Here is a 20,329-nt window from a genome sequence, read left to right as displayed (position 1 = left end):
TATCGGGAGCAAGCACCCTCCCACATTTTGACCCGGGTTCTTCAGGAGAAAGCCGGTTTATTTGCCTGGAGTCAGGGTCAACCGAGCTTTCCCATAGACCTTCTCAAAGTTCTGCGGCTGCATCGGGAAGCTCAGGTATTGCGCCTTGAGCGACGGGTCGATGCCATTGGCGTAGCTCGGGCTGGCGGGATTGCCGGATTGGCCGATGCCGCCCTGGCCCATCATCGGTTCCACCTGGCCGAAGTCGACGATCATGCGCAGCGCCGGGACTTGGGTGGTGTTGAAATCCTGGCCCCAGCTATACGGCGCCGGGTTCAAGGTGTTGTGGTCACCGCCGGACGCCAACGGGCCGCGAATGACTTGGCCAGCAGTGTTCTTCCAGGTGGTGCTGTGCAGCTTGCCCCACTGCCAGGCCTTGTGATCGGCGCCCAGCTGGATGTCGCCCGCGGTGATCGCGGCCGCGAGGCTGCGGGCCAGGATCGCCGGTTTGTCTTCTTTCTGCGGTGTGCGCACGTCGTCCCAGAACGGGCTGTCTTCGCGGCTCAGCAAGTGGTCGGCCTGGGCGGCGTAGGAGAGGTTGGCGTTGCTGACAAACGCTTTCCAACTGGCGCTGTTTTCCGGGCCGAGTTCGTCGAGGAAGATCTGCTTGGTGCTTTCCTGCAGGAATAACTCATAGAGAGCCGCGTCGGCGGATGTCGCGACGAGGCGACCGTCGAAGGCCATCAGGCGATTCAGCGCTTCACGCGCTTTGGCCTGTTCGGCTGCAGGCAACCCATCAATCGCCTGTTTCAGCGGCTGGGCCATGCCCGGAGCCTGGAACATGGTCTTGAGCTTGGCGGCGAACGTGGTGGTCTGGTCGTATTGCATGGCGATCACGCTACGACTGTCGTGCTTGCCGGCATTGGCCAATTGCGCCAGGCGCTCGCTGCGCTCCGGGGCGTCCCAGGAGTTGGACAACTGCATGCCATAGCCACGCGGCGCGGTGCGCTGGTTGGCGGTGCCGATCCAGCCTTGGCCCGGGTCCTGGTCATAAGGATGCAGCATCGCGTCGGCGTAGCCGTCCCAGTCAAAACGCGTATCCCAGCCTGGCGACGGCAGCAGACCTTCGCCTTCGCGGCGGTTGGGGAAACGGCCGGTGACCTGCCAGCCGATATTGGTGGCGTCGGCGAACACCATGTTTAAGGCAATGGCGCGAATCTCGCGGGTCGCATCCGAGGCTTTGGCGACGTTTTGCGCGCGGGACAGGTCGAAGAACGCATCCAGGCTCTTGTCGTCTTTAAAGTCGGCTGTTTGCAACGCCAGGCCCAGACCGCTGGTGAGCGCCTGGCTGCTGTTGAGCAGGGCGCCGTGACGGGTTTCGTAGACAACTTCGCGAGTCGAGCGCTGGCCTTTGACAAAGAAGGTTTCATTACGCACGCCGGCCGGCAGCCATTTGCCGTTGTTCTCGTAGTACAGCGCGTTGCCTTGGCGTTTGACCTTTTCCAGGAACAGGTCCTGGGTATCGCCCTTGACCGTGCTCATGCTCCACGCGACTTTGCCGTTGAACCCGGAGAGCAGCGTTGGCAAGCCGGCAATCGAGGCGCCGACGGCCTGGTATTTCGGGGCGCGAATCTGCACGTAGCTCCATGGCGACGGTGCTTGCGGTTGGGCGGCGAGGTCGTTGGCCAGCAGGCTCTTGCCACTGCGGCTGCGCTGCGGGCCGATGGCCCAGTTGCTCGACGTGGTCACGGCCAGGGCATTGAGGCTGCCCAGTTGCTGGCTGACGGTGTCCAGCCCCGCCAGGCCGGTGATCTGGCTGAAGTTCACACCCTTGAGCTTCTCGGCTTCGGCCAGTGGGATTGGCTCGTCCGGTGCGCTTGGGGTAAGCCAGGCGAGTTTGTCGACGCCGACTTTTTGCGCGAGCACCAAAGAGGCGAGCTCTTCTTGCAGGTTGGCCGACTCGCTGAAATTCAGCAGGCAGAACAACAGCGCCGAATCTTCCGGCTTCCAGTATTCGGGCTTGTAGCCGGTCTGGGCCAGGTCCGGCGGCAGCTTGTCGCGGTAGCGGAACAGGTAGGCGTTGACGCCACGGGCATACACTTCGAAGAAGCGCTTGAGGCGCGGCGATGAGGCGTTGTACAGCTCGCCGGCGCTTTTTTTCAGGTTGACCGCACGCATGAAGCGGTCGACATCCAACACCTCTGGGCCGGACATTTCTGCCAGACGGCCTTGGGCCAGCAGGCGCAGGGTGACCATCTGGGTGATGCGGTCACTGGCGTGCACATACCCAAGGCTGAACAGTGCGTCGTGGAATGTGTTGCTTTCGATCAGCGGCATGCCTTGGGCATTGCGGCGCACGGACACGTTTTGTGCCAGGCCTTTGATCGGCTGTACGCCCGCAACGGGCGGCAAGGTGTCCTGGGTGCTCTGGAGCTGGCAACCGGCCAGGCTTAATGCACTGGCCACTGCCGCGGCAACGCCGAACCGGGGGAGAAAATGTGAGAGGGCTGGCGAGGCCATGGCAAAGCTCCTGCGGGGGGTAGCGTCAGTAAAGGCGCTACGTTAGTGAGCGCGGCGAACCGACGCAAGCAGGAGCTCAGCCTTATTTTCATGAACGGCCCAAGAGGACTTGGGCGGATTGGCCTTCCGTGCCCATTCATATGCCCGAACCGTCGCCGGGCGCCTATTACAGTATCGAGCTTACGCCCCGTGGCACTTCTTGAATTTTTTCTCGCTGCCGCATGGGCAAGGATCGTTGCGGCCAACGTCCTTCAACGCGTTGCGCACTGGCTCTTGATGAGCGTGGCCGCAGTTCGGGCCGTGGACATGGCCGTGATCGTGGCCGTGGTCGTGATCATGGTGATCGTGATCGTGATCGTGGTTGCAGTCAGGACCATGGACATGGGGTTGCTGAGTCATTGATGTCGCTCCGGAATAAAATCGCCGGGGATTATCACGCCATTGTGGGCCACCTGCACGTCATAACCGATGAATAATCCGGTTTTGAGCTCGCCTTCCAAGCGATAGGGCACGGGTTGGTCGGGTTTTTTCAACAACTGCACGACACTGCGTATCTGCGGCCAGAGGTTGGTGCGTACGGAAACTTTGAAAAACGCATGGCTTCGGGGCGGCACGGTGAGCCATTCGTTGGACTCGCCTTCGGTCAGCACAAAATCATCCAGGGTGACCTTGTAGATCAGGCCGCGCACGGTCAGGTCGGCGTCGTCGCGGTTGTCTACGCGAAAGTACAGTTTGAATTTCTGTTCCAGCAACTTGGCCCGCACCACTTCGACCTTAACCAGAGAGACGTGGGGCGGCGGCGCGTCGTCCTCGAACCACGAAGCGCAGCCGCTCAGACCGAAGATTAACGCCAGCATCAAGCTGTAGATCCGGAGCATGGCGTTGGTCCTATTGTGGTTAGAAGTAGCTGGAGCAGCACTTCTTGAATTTTTGCCCGCTGCCGCAGAGGCACGCGTCATTGCGTCCAGCCTTCACCTCCACCGTCGGATCGATGAAGTACCAGCGCCCGTCATTCTGTACGAAAGAAGACTGTTCGCGGTGGCTATGTTCGCCGGTGCTGTCGTGCCAGCGCGCTGTAAAGGTCACGAAGGCATGTTCCGGCTGGCCGCCGAACACCTCCGAGCTTTCCACCTCAAGGCCGAGCCAGGTGCTCTGGGCACTCCAGGCGCTGATGGATTCGCGATCCAAACCCGCCTGTTGCGCGGGCAATGTGGTCGCCACCAAATAGTCCACCAGGCCCAGCACATAGGCGCTGTAGCGCGAGCGCATCAACGCGCTGGCGCAGGGCGCCGGGTGACCGGCGTGATAATGGCCGCAGCAGGCATCCAGCAGGTTGCCACTGCCGCAGGGACAAATGGATGTACTCATTGGGTTACCACCAATACTTACCGAAATTTTCCGGGTTGGCCCAGAAGCGGGCATTGAGCCAGTCCGGCACCTGTTTATAGTCAAGCAGATCGTAGGTAAACAGCGTCAGCACCTGCTCATCGCGCTGGAAGCGTTCGCCGGCCTGCAGGGCCAGAGAGAAGAAGTCGGTGTCCTTCCAGTCGCAGGCGCCCAGGTCCACCAGCACCGCAATGCGGCTGGCGTTGAGGTTGCGAATCCCGCCGAGCAGGGTCAGGCCTTGGGGTTTTGACAGGTGCTCCAGGCAATCGACCACCAATGCCAGGTCAAAGCGCAGCGCGGCCAGCTCTGCGGGCAACGGCCCAGGCGTTGCCACAAACACTTGGGTGTCGGGATGCGCTTCCTTAAAGGCATCCAGCGCCGGGAACTGGCTGGCACCCAACAGCAACAGGCGTTTGGGCTGGTGCAGATCGAGCAATGCGGCCAGGGCTTGCTGGGGGGTACGGGCAGAAATACCAGCGGTCATCAGAGATCCTCACATCAGGACCGTAGAGACTAGCGCGGCTGAGCGTGTGGGCCTAGAGCAGGTGATGGCGAAAAGTCCTACTTTGATGTTCATCCTCAATGAATACGGGGATGGGGTACCGCGGCACAGATCCTCTCTTTAATCGCCGCCCTTTCAAGTTTTTTGAACCTTCACTGGCAAATCGCCTGTAGAAGTCGTTACTGTGCGATCAAAGAAAAATTTGAAAACACTCAGGAGCCCCATGATGCGTAAGGTTTTTCTGTTGGCTCTGTTGGCCAGCCCCGTTGCCCTGGCCCAGAGCGTCAGTGTCGAAACCAACTCGTTGATGCGCCTGCCCAGCAGCACCAGTGTGTTGCAGCTGGAACGCTTGGAAGTGGCGGACTACGGCACCTTGCTGATCCCCTCGACCATCAGCCAGGTCACCGTCGATGAGCTGCATTTGGGGCGCGATGCACGTATCGCCATTGTCCCCGGCGCTGTCGGACTGCAATTGCAGGTGGGTCATGCGCAACTGGAACATGGCAGCCAGATCACCTCGCGCGGCGCGCCAGGCACCCATGAAAAACCTGCGAAAGCCGGTCGAGACCTGACCTTGCGCATCAATTCGCTGGCGGCTGAAGAGCTGTCGGTGGATGCCCGTGGCGGCGCCGGTGCTCAGGGTTATGCCGGGCTTGATGGTGCCAATGGTGTGGACCCGGGTTGCACATGGGGTTCAGCCGGGCGCGGTTTCAATGGTGATAATGGCGGTGATGGCCTGCCGGGGGGCGCAGGTGCGCAGGTACGCGTGGAGTTGCCTAAGGACTTCCCGGCTGAACATATCAAGGTCTGGGTGGACGGCGGCGCTGGCGGGCTGGCGGGTACAGCGGGCAAACCGGGCAAAGGCGGGGAATCCAAAGGCTGCCTGGTGTATCGCGCCGATGGCGGCGAAAAGGGCCGTCCTGGTTTGGAAGGACAACCGGGGCCGGTCGGGCCTGCGGGGACTGTGACTATTCAGCGTCTCTGATACTTCAAGCCCCTCCGACCTTGGAATGCATTCCGGGTGTGGGGGGCTTGCTGCCGATAGCGGGCTAAAGGTCGTCTCAGAACATCGGCCGAGCCGAAGCAATCGCGACCACCACCAACCCAACAATCAGATTAACCCCCACTAACTTGCGAATCTGCCCCAGCGCAGCCGCGCCCGCCGGCCAATCCTCAGCCGCCACCGCCGCCTTCAACTCCGGAAATTTCAACGCCTGGATGCGGATAAACAACGCGGTCATCACCAGATATAAGCCCATCATCACCTGCACGTAACGCGGTGCAGTCTCAAACCCGCTGAAACGCAGTTGCAGCAGGCCCACACCGCTGATCGGCAAAACCAGCACCGCCACCCATACCCACACGAAAAAACGTTGAAACACATTTGCCCACAACTTGAGTCGGGCAGGGCCCTCAAGTGCCGCCATGGCGGCGGGTCGCAGGATCATCCAGGCGAAAAACATACCGCCCACCCATACCAGGGCGGCCAATACATGCAGGGTGTAAGCGAGGCTAAACGCGGTCATTGTGGTACTCCGTTCTGCGCGGGATTAATTAGCGGGGTATGATAGCGGCCGATCCGAACCACTGAAAATTTATCCAGCGTTTTTTGCGCCCGACTATCCATGATCAGCACTGAACTCAAAACCACGATCCAGGGCGCCTACTCGCGTTTTCTCGAAGCCAAGAGCTTGAAACCGCGCTACGGCCAACGCCTGATGATCGCCGAAGTGGCCAAGGTCCTCGGGGATATCGACACCGACGACGAAGGTCGCCGCGAAGGTGACCCAGCGGTCGTGGCCGTCGAAGCCGGCACCGGTACCGGCAAGACCGTTGCCTACAGCCTCGCTGCGATCCCGACCGCCAAGGCCGCAGGCAAACGCCTGGTGATCGCCACCGCTACCGTCGCCCTGCAAGAGCAGATCGTCTACAAAGACCTGCCCGACCTGATGCGCAACAGTGGCCTGAACTTCACGTTTGCCCTGGCTAAGGGCCGTGGCCGCTACATGTGCCTGTCCAAGCTCGATGTGCTGCTGCAGGAAGGCCACGCGCAGACCGCCACGGCGTCGCTGTTCGAAGAAGAAGGCTTCAAGATTGAGGTTGATGAAGTCAGCCAGAAGCTGTTTACCAGCATGATCGAGAAACTGGCCGGCAATAAATGGGACGGCGACCGCGACAGCTGGCCCACCGCCCTTGAAGACGCCGACTGGGCACGCCTGACCACCGACCATAGCCAATGCACTAACCGCCATTGCCCGAACTTCGGTCAGTGCGCTTTCTACAAAGCGCGCGAGGGCATGGGCAAAGTCGACGTAATCGTCACCAACCACGACATGGTCCTGGCCGACCTGGCCCTGGGCGGCGGCGCCGTCCTGCCGGACCCTCGCGACACGCTCTATGTGTTTGACGAAGGCCATCACCTGCCCGACAAGGCCATCGGCCACTTCGCCCACTACACGCGCCTGCGTTCCACCGCCGACTGGCTGGAAACCACCGCGAAGAACCTCACCAAATTGCTCGCCCAGCACCCGCTGCCCGGCGACTTGGGCAAGCTGATTGAGCAGGTGCCGGAGCTGGCGCGGGAGATCAAGACCCAGCAGCAGTTCATGTTCAGCGCCTGCGAGCAGGTCGCCGACTTCAAGCCCGGCGAAGATGTGGAGGGCCGTGAGCGCCCACGTCACCGCTTTGTCGGCGGGATGATCCCCGAGCATATGCGCGAAATGGGCATTGAACTGAAGAAAGGCTTTTCACGCCTGACTGACCTGTTTACCCGTCTCACGGATTTGCTCAAGGAAGGCATGGATGGCGAGGTCAATATCGGCATCGCCAGTAACCAGGCCGAGGAGTGGTACCCACTGTTCGGCAGCCTGTTGTCCCGTTCCCAAGGTAACTGGGAGCTGTGGACCGCGTTTACCGTCGAAGACCCGGAAGACAACCCGCCCATGGCCCGTTGGCTGACCTTGTCGGAAAGCGGCGCGCTGTTTGATATTGAGGTCAATGCCAGCCCGATCCTCGCCGCCGAAATGCTTCGGCGCAATCTGTGGAACGTGGCCTACGGCTGCCTCGTCACCTCCGCCACGCTGACGGCCCTGGGCACTTTCGACCGGTTCCGCATGCGCGCCGGGCTGCCGAAAAAAGCCGTCACCGCCGTGGTGCCGAGCCCGTTCCATCACGCCGACGCCGGTGTGTTACGGGTGCCGGACCTCAAGGCCGATCCTCGGGACGCGCCGGCCCACACTGCCGCGATCATTCGTGACTTGCCGGGCTTGGTCGAAGGCTCTCGGGGCACGCTGGTGCTGTTCTCGTCGCGCAAGCAGATGCAGGACGTGTTCGACGGCCTCGACCGCGACTGGCGCAAGCAGGTGTTTATCCAGGGCAACCTGTCCAAGCAGGAAACCCTGAACAAGCACAAGGCGCGCGTCGACGGCGGGGACTCCAGCGTATTGTTCGGCCTGGCGAGCTTTGCCGAAGGTGTCGACTTGCCGGGCGCGTACTGCGAGCACGTGGTGATCGCCAAGATCCCGTTCTCGGTGCCGGATGATCCGGTAGAGGCCGCGTTGGCCGAATGGATCGAAGCGCGGGGCGGTAACCCGTTCATGGAAATCTCGGTGCCGGATGCTTCGTTGAAGCTGGTGCAGGCCTGCGGGCGGTTGCTGCGTACGGAAGAAGACCGCGGCACCATCACCTTGCTCGACCGTCGTTTGGTCACCCAGCGCTACGGCAAAGCTATCCTGAATGCGTTACCGCCGTTCCGGCGCGAAATTTCTTAAGCCACTGTGGGCGGATTCGCCCACTTCGTGGTCTATCTCATCAATGTCATCAGGCCATTCACCGGCCGTTTGGGAGAACCTTGCTCGTATGATTCGCACGCTGCCCGCCCTTTTTGCTCTGCTGTTCGCTGCGCCCTTGATGGCGGCGCCCGCAGGGCAACAAACCCTGTTCAACTTCGTCCGGCCTGCCGATGTGGTCAAGGTGGCGACCCAGGACGCCAGCCTGCCGCAATACAACGCCGAGCAAACCCCCGAAGGTGAGGTGTTGCGCCGTATCACCTTCAACCCGGCCGCTGAACCCAGCTTGGTGCTTAGCCCGCAGACGGGGGTGTGGGACTGGTCGCAGTCCAGCGCCATGAGCCTGCGTATTCAGAGTGCCATGGACTGGGCGCTGACCCTTTACGTCAAGGTGCAGAGCAGTGACGGCAAGACGTTGGTCAGTCGAATCGACCTGCCGGCCGGTCCGGCACAGACCCTGCTGATCCCGCTGCAAGCCAACTCGCCGCTGAGTCAGGGCATGAAGGCCGGCCCGCCGATGCCGATTACTGTTGATGGCCAGCGTGTGTTGCTGGCTGGCAGCGCTGGGGAAATCGACCGCAGCCAGGTGGTCTCGGTGACGTTGTCGATGATCAAGCCCAACGCGGCCCAAAGCATCCTGCTGGAGCGCTTTGGTGTGCAGGACAGTGAGCCGGTATTGAAGGCCGCCTACAGCGAGTTAGTGGATACGTATGGCCAATCCACCCGTGCGCGTTGGCCAGAGAAGGTCAGCAGCGACGAGCAGCTCAAGGCCGCCGCGGCCAAAGAGCAAACCCAGCTTCAAGGCTGGTTGGCTGCGCGGGATAAGTCCGCATTGGACAAGTTTGGTGGCTGGAACAAAGGCCCTGCATTCAAGGCCAGCGGATTTTTCCACACGGAGAAGCGTGACGGCCGCTGGTATCTGGTAACGCCTGAGGGCCATCCGTTCTACTCCCTGGGCGTCAATACCGTGGCCCCGGATAACAGCCAGACCTACGTGGCCGGTCGTGAATGGATGTTTGCGGCGTTGCCCAAGGCTGGTGAGCCCTTGGATAAGTATTACGGCAGCGGCGATAACCGCACCGGTAACGGTGCGGGTGAGGGGCGCAGTTTTGGCGCCGGGCGTTGGTACGATTTCTATGGCGCCAACCTGCAGCGGGCCTATGGTGGCGAAGGCTTCGACCAGAAACGCTGGGTGACTCACACCCTAGACCGCCTGCAAGCCTGGGGTTTCAACACCGTGGGCAACTGGAGCGACGAGGCTTTGGCCCGTGCCGACCGCGTCCCCTATACCTTGCCGCTGTCGATCGTCGGCGATTACGCCAGCATCAGCACCGGCACCGACTGGTGGGGCGGCATGCCCGATCCGTTTGACCCACGCTTCGCCATGGCGACCGAGCGTGCCGTTGCGATTGCTGCCCGCGACCATCGCGACGACCCGTGGCTGATCGGCTTCTTTGCCGATAACGAACTGGCCTGGGCAGGGCCGGGTGATGATCCGAAATCCCGCTACGCCTTGGCCTACGGCACGTTGCGTATGACCACCGACGTTCCAGCCAAACGCGCTTTCCTCAAACAATTGCGGGACAAGTACCGCAATGAAGAAGGCTTGTCGAAAGCCTGGGGCATCGAATTGGCGGGTTGGGAGCTGATGGAAGATCCAGGCTTTGAACCACCGATTCCCAACCCTGAGCACCCGGAAATCGAGGCCGACTTTAAATACTTCCAGAAAACCTTTGCCGATGCTTATTTCAAGACCATCTCCGATTCACTGAAATGGCACGCGCCGAACCAGTTGTTGCTGGGTGGTCGCTATGCGGTGAGCACGCCCGAGGCTGTGGCTTCGTGTGCACAGTATTGCGATGTGCTGAGCTTCAACATGTACACCCTCAAGCCCCAGGACGGTTACGACTTCGCTGCGCTGCGCGCGTTGGATAAACCCGTGCTGATCACTGAATTCAACTTTGGCTCTGCCGACCGTGGCCCGTTCTGGGGCGGCGTAACCCAGTTGGCCAGGGAAGAGGACCGTGGCGCGGCGTACGCCAACTTCCTCAAGCAAGCCATGGCCGAACCTTCGATTGTGGGTGTGCACTGGTTCCAGTACCTGGACCAACCCGTGACCGGCCGTTTGCTGGACGGTGAAAACGGCCACTTCGGCTTGGTGGGCATCACCGACGTGCCTTATCAGGGCTTTGTCGACAGCGTGCGTAAAAGCAACCTGGCGGCGGTGGACCAACTGGGCAAGGAGGCGGAAAAGGCCAAGGCGGCAAGCGCTGTCCGTGAAGGTGAAGGCGGTAAGTCTGGGCATGACGGCAAAGGCGCAGGGCAGGGCGCCGGGCATGCCGGTGGGCACTCCGCCAACGGTCATTGATTGATCGCTGACGGGTTCACAAAACCTACAAGGGCTGGAACAATGTCGGCCACTTTCCATGGTGTTTTTCGAGGCGGCTTACGTGCAGATTCAGGGTCATTACGAACTCCAGTTCGAAGCGGTACGTGAAGCGTTTGCCGCGCTGTTCGATGACCCACAGGAGCGTGGCGCCGGGCTTTGCATTCAGATCGGCGGCGAAACCGTGGTCGATCTGTGGGCCGGCACCGCTGACAAGGACGGTGCCGAGGCCTGGCACAGCGACACCATCGTCAATCTTTTCTCCTGCACCAAGACATTTACTGCCGTCACGGCCCTGCAATTGGTGGCTGAGGGTAAGTTGCAGTTGGACGCTCCAGTTGCCAAGTACTGGCCGGAATTTGCCGCTGCCGGTAAGGAAAGCATCACGCTGCGCCAGTTGCTCTGCCATCAGGCGGGTTTGCCGGCGATCCGCGAGATGCTGCCCACCGAGGCCCTGTATGACTGGCAACTGATGGTCGACACCCTCGCGGCCGAAGCACCCTGGTGGACGCCGGGCCAAGGCCATGGTTACGAGGCGATCACCTACGGCTGGCTGGTCGGCGAACTGCTGCGCCGCGCCGATGGGCGTGGGCCCGGTGAATCCATTGTGGCGCGCGTTGCACGGCCGTTGGACCTGGACTTTCATGTGGGCCTGGCGGATGAAGAGTTTTATCGTGTTGCCCATATAGCGCGCAGCAAAGGCAATATGGGCGATGAAGCTGCGCAACGTTTACTGCAAGTAATGATGCGTGAACCCACCGCCATGACCACACGGGCATTTGCCAATCCACCGTCTATTTTGACCAGTACTAATAAACCTGAATGGCGACGCATGCAGCAGCCCGCGGCTAATGGTCACGGTAATGCGCGTAGCCTGGCGGGTTTTTATAGTGGTTTGTTGGGCGGTAGTTTGTTGGAAGCCGACATGCTCGAAGAGTTGACCCGTGAACACAGTATCGGGCCGGATAAAACATTATTGACACAAACTCGCTTTGGTTTGGGATGCATGTTGGATCAACCGCAGTTGCCTAATGCCACATTCGGCCTTGGCCCGCGTGCTTTTGGGCATCCTGGTGCAGGTGGATCGGTAGGTTTTGCCGACCCCGAACACGATGTAGCGTTTGGTTTCGTGACTAATACATTGGGGCCTTATGTACTTATGGACCCTCGTGCACAGAAGTTGGTCGGAATATTGGCCGGTTGTCTGTAAACCCCTTGCTGTTTCACATTTTTTTGTTACAAAGGCAACTATAAGAAGACGCTGAACGAAATGATGTAACTTTAATGTTCTGTAAGCGTCTGTTTAACGGGTCATCCAGACCCCCGTTTCTTTTCTCATTTTGTGGATATCTCATGTTATCGAACAAGTCCTTGGCACTGGCGCTTTGCCTCACCATTACCGGCTGCGCACAAACTCCACAGAATGATGCCGAGGGTGGGCATTGGTGGTCATTTGGATCTGATAAGGCCGCTACCAAGGACGTCGTGACCCAGACCGAGGCCAAGCCGGATGCCAAACCCGCAGCTGGCGCCAAGCCTGCCGCACCTGTAGCCGCTGCGCCTGCTCCGGCAGCCAAGGCTGACACCGGCTCCAGCTGGTGGCCGTTCTCCTCCAAAAGCACCGACGAAAAGGCTGCCGATGCCAAGGCCGCAGACCTGAAAGCCGACCTCAAGGCCGCCACTCCGGCCGCTGCCGCTGCACCAGCCGTCGCCAAGACCGACAGCGAAACTCACTGGTGGTGGCCGTTCGAAAGCAAACCCAAGCCATTGTCCAAGGTCGACGTGACCAACGTGCCGATGCCGGACCCGAAAATCACCCAGGCCTGGTTGGACGACTATGAGCCGCGCCTGCGCGCCGCCATCAAGGACAGCAACCTGCAACTGGAACGTCGCGACAACGTGCTCGTCGTGATTGTGCCGGTCGATGGCTCCTACAACCCAAAACGTCCAGCCATGCTGTTGCCGGTTACCCTTGGCCCGTTCACGCGTGTTGCCAAGGCTGTTGAAGCAGATCCCAAGACCGCCGTACTGGTCTTGGGTCACGTTGACGCCACCGGCACCGCCCCGGCGAGCCAGGCGCTGAGCAGGGAGCGCGCGCAGTCTATCGCTTCGATTTTCAGCCTCAGCGGTTTGAAGCAGGATCGCCTGATGCTGCGTGGCATGGGTGACCTGATGCCACGTGCCGCCAACGACAGCACCCAGGGCCGTGCGCTGAACCGTCGCATGGAAATTATGTTCACTCAGCGTACAACTATGTTGGCGCTGCTGAGCAAGTACAACTCGGGCAAGACGCCGCCTGTTGCTGAAATGGTTGCCGTGCAGAACGTACCTGCACCGGCTCCGGCAGCCAAAGCTGCGGCGAAAAAAGCTCCGGCCGCGAAGAAAGCTGCCGCCAAGCCAGCTGCTAAAAAGGCGCCGGCCAAGCCAGCTGCCAAGAAAACTGCCCCGGCCAAAGCCAAGGCTGCTGCACCGGCGAACGACCAGGCAAAAAACTGATCTGCTGAACCAGAAGGATAAAGCCGCATGACCCAGGCACTGGCCGATATGCGCCGTGACTACACACGGGACGGTTTGAGCGAGGCCCAGGCCCCGGGCGAGCCGTTTGCGTTGTTCCACCAGTGGTTTGCCGATGCGGTGAAAACCGAGCAGCCTCCGGTGGAAGCCAATGCCATGACCCTGGCTACGGTCGACCAGGAAGGTCGCCCGCACTGCCGCATCCTGCTGCTCAAGGGCTTGGATACGCAGGGCTTTACCTTCTTCACCAACTATCAGAGCGCGAAGGGTGAACAACTCGCGGCGCGGCCGTTTGCAGCCATGACGTTTTTCTGGCCGACCCTGGAGCGCCAGGTGCGCATCGAAGGGCGGGTGGTCAAGGTCACGCCTCAGGAGTCGGACGCTTATTACCAGGTCCGTCCTTTGGGCAGCCGTCTCGGCGCTTGGGCTTCCCCGCAAAGCCAGGTCATTCGTGACCGTGAAGAACTACAAGACCTGCTCACGGCTACTGAGCAGCGCTTCAGCGATACCCAGCCCGACTGCCCCGAGCATTGGGGTGGCTATCGTCTGCTGCCGGAGCGTATTGAGTTCTGGCAAGGTCGCGCCAGCCGCCTGCATGACCGCTTGAATTACCGCCTGCAAGGGGGCGAGTGGACCCGCGAGCGCCTGGCGCCCTGAGCGTCACCTTTCGTCACTTCATCTGAATGTTGTTCGCAGCACCGACGTCTCTATGGGAGAGACTTCGGTCGCATGCGGCTGCGCGGCTACAATGATGAAACCGTTGTGACATCTCTTGGTACACGAACTGAGCTACCGTTTGTCGAGTTTTCCGGTGTACGCAGTCTGTACTCAGGCTGAATGAAAGCAGTTTTCTGCGGTGCTTGCCGTGACAGGCGCCAAGCCGCAGCGTCTAATGAACACCTGTCCTTTGGAGTTGATGCTATGCGTAAGTCCGTTTTACTGGTTGCCTGCTTTACCACCCTGTCGCTGCTGCTGGGTGGCTGCGCCTCAAGTTTGACCGGCGATTCGTATTCCCGTGATGAAGCGCGTCGTGTACAGACCGTGCGCATGGGTACCATCGAATCCCTGCGTCCGGTGAAAATCGAAGGCACCAAGACCCCAATCGGCGGCGCTGCCGGCGCAGTCATCGGCGGCGTTGGCGGCAGCGCCATCGGCGGCGGCCGTGGCAGCATCGTCACTGCTGTGATCGGCGCAGTTGCTGGCGGCCTGCTGGGCTCGGCCACTGAAGAAGGCCTGACCCGCACTCAAGGCGTGGAAATCACCGTTCGCGAAGACGATGGCAGCATGCGCGCTTACGTCCAGGCTGTGCAGGAGAACGAAATCTTCCGCATTGGCGACCGCGTGCGCATCATGACGGTCGATGGTACCAGTCGCGTTACCCGTTAATCGGTAAGCAGCAGGTAAAGAAAAACCCCAACCGGGTGACCGGTTGGGGTTTTTTTGTGGGCGCTGTTTCTGGGGGATCAGGCTTTTTTACGACTCGCCATCGCCGTCACCAGATATCCAATACATGCTGCCAATATCGACCCGGTCAGAATCCCCATTCGATCCTCGCCGGCAAATTCGCTGGCGCCCGGCACGAATGCCAGGGAGCCGACGAACAGGCTCATGGTGAAGCCGATACCGCACAGGATCGCCACGCCGAAGACTTGGCCCCAGTTGGCGCCGTTAGGCAGTGTGGCGAGCCCCGTCTTGATGGCCAGCCAAGTGAGGCCGAACACACCGATGGTCTTGCCGATCAGCAGGCCGGCGGCAATGCCCATGGGCACGTGGTGGGTGAAGCTCTCCAGGCTGACGCCGGTGAGGGAAACGCCAGCGTTAGCGAAGGCGAACAGCGGCAGGATGCCGTACGCCACCCACGGGTGCAGAGCGTGTTCGAGGGACAGCAGCGGCGAGGGCTCGGCGTTCTTAGTGCGCATCGGGATGCAGAACGCCAGCGTCACGCCGGCCAGTGTGGCGTGCACGCCACTTTTGAGCACGCATACCCACAGGATCAGGCCGACGATCAGATAGGCCCAGAGCTTGATCACTCCGAGGCGGTTCATCGCGATCAAGGCCACCAGACAGGCGCCCGCGCCAGCCAAGGCTGCACCGGACAAATCGGCGGAATAAAACACTGCGATCACGATGATCGCGCCCAGGTCATCGATGATCGCCAGGGTCATCAGGAACAGTTTCAAGGACGTCGGGACGCGCTTGCCCAGCAGCGCCAACACGCCCAGGGCGAAGGCAATGTCGGTGGCCATGGGGATTGCCCAACCGGAGAGGGCGGCGGGGTAGTCCTTGTTGATCGCCCAGTAGATCAGCGCCGGCACCACCATACCGCCGATGGCGGCTGCACCGGGCAGGACAACTTGCGACGGTTTGGACAGATGGCCGTCAAGCAACTCGCGCTTGACCTCCAGGCCGATCAACAGGAAGAACAGAGCCATCAGGCCATCGTTGATCCACAACAAGGCTGGCTTGTCGATTTTCAACGCGCCAATCTGCGCCACCACCGGCACGTCGAGAAACGCGCCGTACAGGTGGGACAACGGTGAGTTATTGATGATCAATGCCAGGGCCGCAGCGGCGATCAACAACAGACCGCTGGCGGCTTCCAGCTGGAAGAAACGAGTGAAAGTGCTACGCAGAGCCAAGGGGTGCTCTCCAATCCGGATTCAATAGGCGGGTACCCTAACCCGTACCGTTAGTTGTTAAAACAAAAGTTATATTCTTATTTGTTATAAGCAATGGGCAGGTTCAGCGTTGCGTCAGGGGCTTGAAATTGTGTGTCCAATTGAGACGTTACTGTATCTGTGTCGAGTGTAGGAAAGATCCTAATATTGACCTGGAAATTCTTAGAGAAACCGACCATGAGTGACCATCGTCCCTGGGCTCGCGAAGCCATTCGTATCATCGAAGCAGACTTCCAGCGCAGCGCTGACACCCACCTGATCCCCTTGCCGCTGCCAGGTTTGCCGGGTATCGAGTTGTACTTCAAGGACGAGTCGAGCCATCCCACCGGCAGCCTCAAACACCGGCTGGCCCGCTCGCTGTTTCTGTATGCGCTGTGCAATGGTTGGCTCAAGCCCGGAGCACCGGTGATTGAAGCCTCCAGCGGCTCCACGGCGATCTCCGAAGCCTACTTTGCTCGGCTGTTCGGCCTGCCGTTTATCGCGGTGATGCCGGCCACCACCTCCCAGGAAAAAATCGCGCAGATTGCCTTCTATGGCGGTAAGAGCCATCTGGTAAAAGATCCCACACAGATCTATGCAGAATCCGAGCGCTTGGCGCGGGAAAGTGGCGGTCACTTCATGGACCAGTTCACCTACGCCGAGCGCGCTACCGACTGGCGCGCGAACAACAACATCGCCGAGTCGATCTTCCAACAGATGCGTTTCGAGCAGCATCCCGAGCCGAGCTGGCTGATTTCCAGCCCCGGCACTGGCGGCACCACGGCGACATTGGGTCGCTACGTGCGGTATCGCCAGCACGCCACCCGCGTGCTATGTGCCGATGCTGAGCGATCAGTGTTTTTTGACTATTACCAGACGGGTGACGCCAGCCTGCGCCTGGACTGCGGTTCGCGTATCGAAGGCATTGGCCGGCCACGGGTCGAGGCGTCGTTTTTGCCGAAGGTGATCGACGCAATGGTCAAGGTCCCGGATGCGCTGTCACTGGCAGCCATGCATTACTTGGCAGAGCGATTGGGGCGGCGAGTGGGCGGTTCCAGCGGGACCAACCTGGTTGGCGCGCTGGTGGCAGCGCAGCAGATGAAGGCTGCGGGGGAGTCGGGTTCTATCGTGGCGATCTTGTGCGATGGTGGCGAGCGATACGCCACAACCTATTACAACCCGGTGTGGTTGGCGGGGCAGGGGTACGAGTTGCAAGGGCTGATCGCGGCCGTTGCGGCCAGTGTGGAGCGGGGCGAGCCGCTACCGGATTGCATCCTGCGCGCTAACATCTGAAATCACGCAAAAACCGTGTGGGAGGGAGCTTGCTCCCAATGAAGGTGGACCAGTCACATGTGTCCTGACTGATCCACTGCTATCGGGAGCAAGCCCCTTCCCACTTGTGAACACGGATGTGCTCAGGCCTCGATGCCCAACATATCCCGCGCCAACGCCTCGGCAATTCGAATCCCATCAACACCCGCCGACAAAATCCCACCGGCATAACCCGCGCCTTCACCGGCCGGAAACAGGCCTTTCACGTTCAGGCTCTGCATCGATTCGTCACGGGTTATCCGCAGCGGCGACGAGGTGCGCGTTTCGATACCGGTCAGTACCGCATCGTGCAGCGAGTAGCCTTTGATTTGCTTCTCGAACGCCGGCAGCGCTTCGCGGATGGCTTCGATGGCGAAGTCCGGCAGCGCCAACGCCAGGTCGCCCAGGGCCACGCCAGGTTTGTAGGACGGTTCCACACTGCCGATGGCGGTGGACGGCTTGCCGGCGATGAAATCACCCACCAGTTGTGCCGGGGCTTCGTAGTTGCTGCCACCGAGAATGTAGGCGTGGGACTCCAGGCGTTCCTGCAACTCGATACCCGCCAGCGGGCCACCGGGGTAGTCCACTTCCGGCGTGATGCCGACCACGATGCCGGAGTTGGCATTGCGCTCGTTACGTGAGTACTGGCTCATGCCGTTGGTCACGACGCGGTTCGGCTCGGAGGTGGCCGCCACCACAGTGCCGCCAGGGCACATGCAGAAGCTGTAGACCGAGCGACCATTCTTCGCGTGGTGCACCAGTTTGTAGTCGGCGGCGCCCAGCTTCGGGTGCCCGGCGTATTTACCCAGGCGCGCGGCATCGATCAGCGATTGAGGGTGTTCAATGCGGAAGCCCACCGAAAACGGCTTGGCCTCCATGTATACGCCACGACCGTGAAGCATGCGGAAGGTATCGCGGGCGCTGTGGCCCAGTGCCAGGATCACGTGCCTGGACAGGATCTGCTCGCCGCCATCCACCACCACCCCGTTCAGTTGGCCGTCTTCAATCAGCACGTCAGTCACGCGTTGCTCGAAACGCACCTCACCGCCCAGGGCGATGATCTGCTCGCGCATGTGTTCCACCACGCCGGTCAGGCGGAAGGTACCGATGTGCGGCTTACTGACGTAGAGGATTTCTTCCGGCGCGCCGGCTTTGACGAACTCGTGGAGTACTTTACGGCCGTGGAATTTGGGGTCTTTGATCTGGCTGTAAAGCTTGCCGTCGGAGAAGGTGCCGGCGCCGCCTTCACCAAACTGCACGTTGGACTCGGGGTTCAGTACGCTTTTGCGCCACAGGCCCCAGGTGTCTTTGGTGCGCTGGCGCACTTCCTTGCCGCGTTCGAGGATGATCGGCTTGAAACCCATCTGCGCCAGCAGCAGCCCGGCGAAGATCCCGCAGGGGCCAAAACCGACTACGATCGGTCGTTCAGCCAGGCCTTCGGGCGCTTGGCCGACTACTTTGTAGCTGACATCCGGCGCCGGGTTGACGTTGCGGTCATCGGCAAACTTGAGCAGCAGGGCGGCTTCACCCTTCACATCCAAGTCGATGGTGTAGATGAAGCACAGCTCCGACGATTTTTTACGGGCGTCGTAGCTGCGTTTGAAGAGGGTGAAATCGAGCAGGTCATCACTGGCGATGCCCAGGCGCGCCAGGATGGCAGGCCGCAGGTCTTCTTCGGGATGGTCGATGGGCAGCTTGAGTTCGGTGATTCGTAACATGACGGGATCCGGTGTGCGGCATTCGGTAAGGCCGGCGGTTTTGCAAACCGGCGATTATAAGCCCCAACGGTGGTGTCCCGTCATGCTAAAAAGCGCAGGACACTATCAATCGTCCCGCGAACCACCGAAAGCCGCGCAGCCACGCTGGACTTGACCGTTGATCCGCAATTCGGCGGTCATGTGTTGCAGGCTGCCGCTGACGCTGTCCACACAACGTTGCGGAGCCACCCACAGCTCGATGTGCTGGTTGTTGGCTTCGGTCATCAGGTTAAAGCGGCCGTCGCCGATCTGCTCTTCTACATAAGGTACGGCCAAAGGCGGCTGGCCTTCACGTTCCAGCACCATGCCCTTGGCGGTGACGTTCATCGCCCAGGCCGGCTTGTGGCCGTTGGCGCGCAGGATCATGCGTTTGAAATCGGGGTCGTCGCAGGCCGAGGTCGACCGTTCGACACGGTAGAGCTGTTGCAACTCCACTTCGCCCTGAGTGCCGGTGGCGACGCCCGAAAACTTACCGCGCAGGTCGGCAAACAGCGCACCTTGCTGGCCGGCCAGGGAGGCGGCTTCCTGCAGGATGCTGGTGCCGCCGGTGTCCTTGACCACGTAGTTACGTTGGTCGTGGCACGCTTGGAACAACAGTTTGTCGCCTACGGCTGTGAGTTGGCCCTGCATGCGGGTCAGCCCAACCGTAGACGGCTTGGCCGGCTCGCTCTCGAAGACCTGACACGCGGTTAGAAAGGGAAGCAAAGCACACAAAGCAAAGGTACGGGCGGCACGCATTATCGGGGTCTCCAGGCAAGTGCCGCCACGTTACGCAGGCTGGCGGTGCATCACAACCCCGCTGTCCCGCTTCAGGTAATTCTTACAACCCTTACATTCAGCCAACCATAAATGTCTGGCCGGTCTGTAGGCCTTCTACGCTTTTAGCGTAGGCCAAGGCCACGTCAGCGCCCGGAGCCGGCTTATAGCCTCGGAAGTAAGGTGCGTAGCTGCCCATGGCCTCTTCCAGCACTGTGGGGCTCACGGAGTTGATGCGCAGGCCTCGTGGCAATTCGATCGCTGCCGCTTTGACAAACGCATCGAGTGCGCCATTGACCAGCGCCGCAGAAGCGCCAGTCCGAATCGGATCACGGTTGAGAATGCCACTGGTGAAGGTGAACGAGGCGCCGTCGTTAGCATACTCGCGGCCTATCAGCAGCAGGTTTACCTGGCCCATCAGCTTGTCACGCAGGCCAAGTTCAAAGTCGTTTTCGCTCATATCACCCAGCGCCACGAAATTCACGCTACCGGCCGCGCAGATGAGGGCGTCGAATTTACCGGTTTGCTCAAACAACCTGCGGATTGACGCGCTGTCGCTGATATCCACTTGGAAGTCGCCGCTGGTGCGGCCGATGCTGATCACTTCATGACGCTGAGCCAGTTCGGCCTTGACTGCCGAGCCGACGGTGCCACTCGCGCCAATCAATAGGATTTTCATGGTGCTGTTCCTCCAGTGATAAGTGAGGGCTCAGTCTAGGGTGGCTTTTTCGCTGGATAAACGTGGTAATAGGCAACCTTTGGTTTTCAAATGG

The 20,329-nt window shown here is 60.5% G+C and carries 18 protein-coding genes; 8 read left to right on the top strand and 10 right to left on the bottom strand.

What is annotated here, in order from left to right:
• Window positions 1-57: 57 nt before the first annotated feature.
• From BW43_RS00990 to BW43_RS01010, 5 genes are all read right to left on the bottom strand, one after another.
• Window positions 58-2,499, bottom strand: coding sequence for a penicillin acylase family protein (locus BW43_RS00990; protein WP_032891610.1), 2,442 nt, complete (start codon window positions 2,497-2,499; stop codon window positions 58-60).
• A 180-nt stretch (window positions 2,500-2,679) separates the two neighbouring features.
• Entirely contained in the window at window positions 2,680-2,898 is a 219-nt protein-coding gene (locus BW43_RS28670; RefSeq protein WP_032891608.1) for an SEC-C metal-binding domain-containing protein, read from the bottom strand.
• The gene (locus BW43_RS01000) at window positions 2,895-3,377 is read right to left on the bottom strand and encodes an LEA type 2 family protein (protein WP_032891606.1); all 483 of its coding nucleotides are present in this window, start codon (window positions 3,375-3,377) and stop codon (window positions 2,895-2,897) included. Before BW43_RS01000 ends, BW43_RS28670 begins: the two co-directional genes overlap by 4 nt.
• Window positions 3,378-3,396: 19 nt before the next feature.
• Entirely contained in the window at window positions 3,397-3,867 is a 471-nt protein-coding gene (locus tag BW43_RS01005; RefSeq protein WP_032891604.1) for a YchJ family protein, read from the bottom strand.
• Window positions 3,868-3,871: 4 nt separating this feature from the next.
• Window positions 3,872-4,369 carry a DUF6231 family protein gene (locus BW43_RS01010; protein ID WP_032891602.1) on the bottom strand — a complete coding sequence of 166 codons (498 nt, stop codon included), beginning with the start codon at window positions 4,367-4,369 and terminating at the stop codon, window positions 3,872-3,874.
• A gap of 244 nt (window positions 4,370-4,613) precedes the next feature.
• On the opposite strand from BW43_RS01010, the gene BW43_RS01015 reads away from it, so the two are divergent.
• Window positions 4,614-5,372 (top strand): hypothetical protein, encoded by a 759-nt coding sequence (locus BW43_RS01015; RefSeq protein ID WP_032891600.1) that lies wholly within the window; start codon window positions 4,614-4,616, stop codon window positions 5,370-5,372.
• Window positions 5,373-5,448: 76 nt separating this feature from the next.
• Here BW43_RS01015 and BW43_RS01020 read toward each other — a convergent pair whose 3' ends face one another.
• Window positions 5,449-5,913, bottom strand: a complete 465-nt coding sequence (locus BW43_RS01020; protein WP_032891599.1) for a CopD family protein — start codon at window positions 5,911-5,913, stop codon at window positions 5,449-5,451.
• Between the two features lie 99 nt (window positions 5,914-6,012).
• On the opposite strand from BW43_RS01020, the gene dinG reads away from it, so the two are divergent.
• From dinG to BW43_RS01050, 6 genes are all read left to right on the top strand, one after another.
• Entirely contained in the window at window positions 6,013-8,157 is a 2,145-nt protein-coding gene (gene dinG / locus BW43_RS01025; protein WP_032891598.1) for an ATP-dependent DNA helicase DinG, read from the top strand.
• 88 nt (window positions 8,158-8,245) lie between these two features.
• Window positions 8,246-10,543 (top strand): beta-galactosidase, encoded by a 2,298-nt coding sequence (locus BW43_RS01030; protein WP_032891597.1) that lies wholly within the window; start codon window positions 8,246-8,248, stop codon window positions 10,541-10,543.
• 82 nt (window positions 10,544-10,625) lie between these two features.
• Window positions 10,626-11,771: an EstA family serine hydrolase gene (locus BW43_RS01035; protein WP_032891879.1), complete on the top strand. Its 1,146-nt coding sequence runs from the start codon at window positions 10,626-10,628 to the stop codon at window positions 11,769-11,771.
• 143 nt (window positions 11,772-11,914) lie between these two features.
• The gene (locus BW43_RS01040; RefSeq protein ID WP_032891596.1) at window positions 11,915-13,057 is read left to right on the top strand and encodes an OmpA family protein; all 1,143 of its coding nucleotides are present in this window, start codon (window positions 11,915-11,917) and stop codon (window positions 13,055-13,057) included.
• Between the two features lie 27 nt (window positions 13,058-13,084).
• Window positions 13,085-13,732, top strand: a complete 648-nt coding sequence (gene pdxH / locus BW43_RS01045; protein WP_032891594.1) for a pyridoxamine 5'-phosphate oxidase — start codon at window positions 13,085-13,087, stop codon at window positions 13,730-13,732.
• Window positions 13,733-13,996: 264 nt separating this feature from the next.
• Window positions 13,997-14,461 carry a glycine zipper 2TM domain-containing protein gene (locus tag BW43_RS01050; protein WP_003189251.1) on the top strand — a complete coding sequence of 155 codons (465 nt, stop codon included), beginning with the start codon at window positions 13,997-13,999 and terminating at the stop codon, window positions 14,459-14,461.
• A 77-nt stretch (window positions 14,462-14,538) separates the two neighbouring features.
• On the opposite strand, the gene nhaA is transcribed toward BW43_RS01050, so the two are convergent.
• The gene (gene nhaA / locus BW43_RS01055; RefSeq protein WP_032891593.1) at window positions 14,539-15,714 is read right to left on the bottom strand and encodes a Na+/H+ antiporter NhaA; all 1,176 of its coding nucleotides are present in this window, start codon (window positions 15,712-15,714) and stop codon (window positions 14,539-14,541) included.
• Window positions 15,715-15,930: 216 nt separating this feature from the next.
• Here nhaA and BW43_RS01060 point away from each other — a divergent pair, with 216 nt between their 5' ends.
• Window positions 15,931-17,025 (top strand): PLP-dependent cysteine synthase family protein, encoded by a 1,095-nt coding sequence (locus BW43_RS01060; RefSeq protein ID WP_032891592.1) that lies wholly within the window; start codon window positions 15,931-15,933, stop codon window positions 17,023-17,025.
• A gap of 122 nt (window positions 17,026-17,147) precedes the next feature.
• Here BW43_RS01060 and BW43_RS01065 read toward each other — a convergent pair whose 3' ends face one another.
• The 3 genes from BW43_RS01065 to BW43_RS01075 form a co-directional block, all read right to left on the bottom strand.
• On the bottom strand, window positions 17,148-18,761 hold the full coding sequence (locus BW43_RS01065) for an NAD(P)/FAD-dependent oxidoreductase (RefSeq protein ID WP_032891589.1): 1,614 nt from the start codon (window positions 18,759-18,761) through the stop codon (window positions 17,148-17,150).
• Window positions 18,762-18,866: 105 nt separating this feature from the next.
• On the bottom strand, window positions 18,867-19,538 hold the full coding sequence (locus BW43_RS01070) for a COG3650 family protein (protein ID WP_032891587.1): 672 nt from the start codon (window positions 19,536-19,538) through the stop codon (window positions 18,867-18,869).
• A gap of 97 nt (window positions 19,539-19,635) precedes the next feature.
• Complete coding sequence (locus tag BW43_RS01075) at window positions 19,636-20,235, bottom strand: short chain dehydrogenase (RefSeq protein WP_032891585.1); 600 nt, start codon at window positions 20,233-20,235, stop codon at window positions 19,636-19,638.
• Window positions 20,236-20,329 lie beyond the last annotated feature (94 nt).

This window comes from Pseudomonas sp. RIT357 (genome assembly GCF_000632245.1).
Taxonomy (GTDB): domain Bacteria; phylum Pseudomonadota; class Gammaproteobacteria; order Pseudomonadales; family Pseudomonadaceae; genus Aquipseudomonas; species Aquipseudomonas sivasensis.
Note: the sequence above shows the minus strand (reverse complement) of the source record. Positions and strands in the feature narration are given on the sequence as shown.

Excerpts from the sequence above, each read along its gene's own strand:
- BW43_RS01060 (WP_032891592.1), top strand. The coding sequence starts at position 15,931 with ATGAGTGACCATCGTCCCTGGGCTCGCGAAGCCATTCGTATCATCGAA.
- BW43_RS01040 (WP_032891596.1), top strand. The coding sequence starts at position 11,915 with ATGTTATCGAACAAGTCCTTGGCACTGGCGCTTTGCCTCACCATTACC.
- BW43_RS01005 (WP_032891604.1), bottom strand. The coding sequence starts at position 3,867 with ATGAGTACATCCATTTGTCCCTGCGGCAGTGGCAACCTGCTGGATGCC.
- dinG (WP_032891598.1), top strand. The coding sequence starts at position 6,013 with ATGATCAGCACTGAACTCAAAACCACGATCCAGGGCGCCTACTCGCGT.
- BW43_RS00990 (WP_032891610.1), bottom strand. The coding sequence starts at position 2,499 with ATGGCCTCGCCAGCCCTCTCACATTTTCTCCCCCGGTTCGGCGTTGCC.
- BW43_RS01010 (WP_032891602.1), bottom strand. The coding sequence starts at position 4,369 with ATGACCGCTGGTATTTCTGCCCGTACCCCCCAGCAAGCCCTGGCCGCA.
- BW43_RS01030 (WP_032891597.1), top strand. The coding sequence starts at position 8,246 with ATGATTCGCACGCTGCCCGCCCTTTTTGCTCTGCTGTTCGCTGCGCCC.
- BW43_RS01050 (WP_003189251.1), top strand. The coding sequence starts at position 13,997 with ATGCGTAAGTCCGTTTTACTGGTTGCCTGCTTTACCACCCTGTCGCTG.
- BW43_RS28670 (WP_032891608.1), bottom strand. The coding sequence starts at position 2,898 with ATGACTCAGCAACCCCATGTCCATGGTCCTGACTGCAACCACGATCAC.
- BW43_RS01015 (WP_032891600.1), top strand. The coding sequence starts at position 4,614 with ATGCGTAAGGTTTTTCTGTTGGCTCTGTTGGCCAGCCCCGTTGCCCTG.
- BW43_RS01065 (WP_032891589.1), bottom strand. The coding sequence starts at position 18,761 with ATGTTACGAATCACCGAACTCAAGCTGCCCATCGACCATCCCGAAGAA.
- BW43_RS01020 (WP_032891599.1), bottom strand. The coding sequence starts at position 5,913 with ATGACCGCGTTTAGCCTCGCTTACACCCTGCATGTATTGGCCGCCCTG.
- BW43_RS01000 (WP_032891606.1), bottom strand. The coding sequence starts at position 3,377 with ATGCTCCGGATCTACAGCTTGATGCTGGCGTTAATCTTCGGTCTGAGC.
- BW43_RS01070 (WP_032891587.1), bottom strand. The coding sequence starts at position 19,538 with ATGCGTGCCGCCCGTACCTTTGCTTTGTGTGCTTTGCTTCCCTTTCTA.
- pdxH (WP_032891594.1), top strand. The coding sequence starts at position 13,085 with ATGACCCAGGCACTGGCCGATATGCGCCGTGACTACACACGGGACGGT.
- BW43_RS01075 (WP_032891585.1), bottom strand. The coding sequence starts at position 20,235 with ATGAAAATCCTATTGATTGGCGCGAGTGGCACCGTCGGCTCGGCAGTC.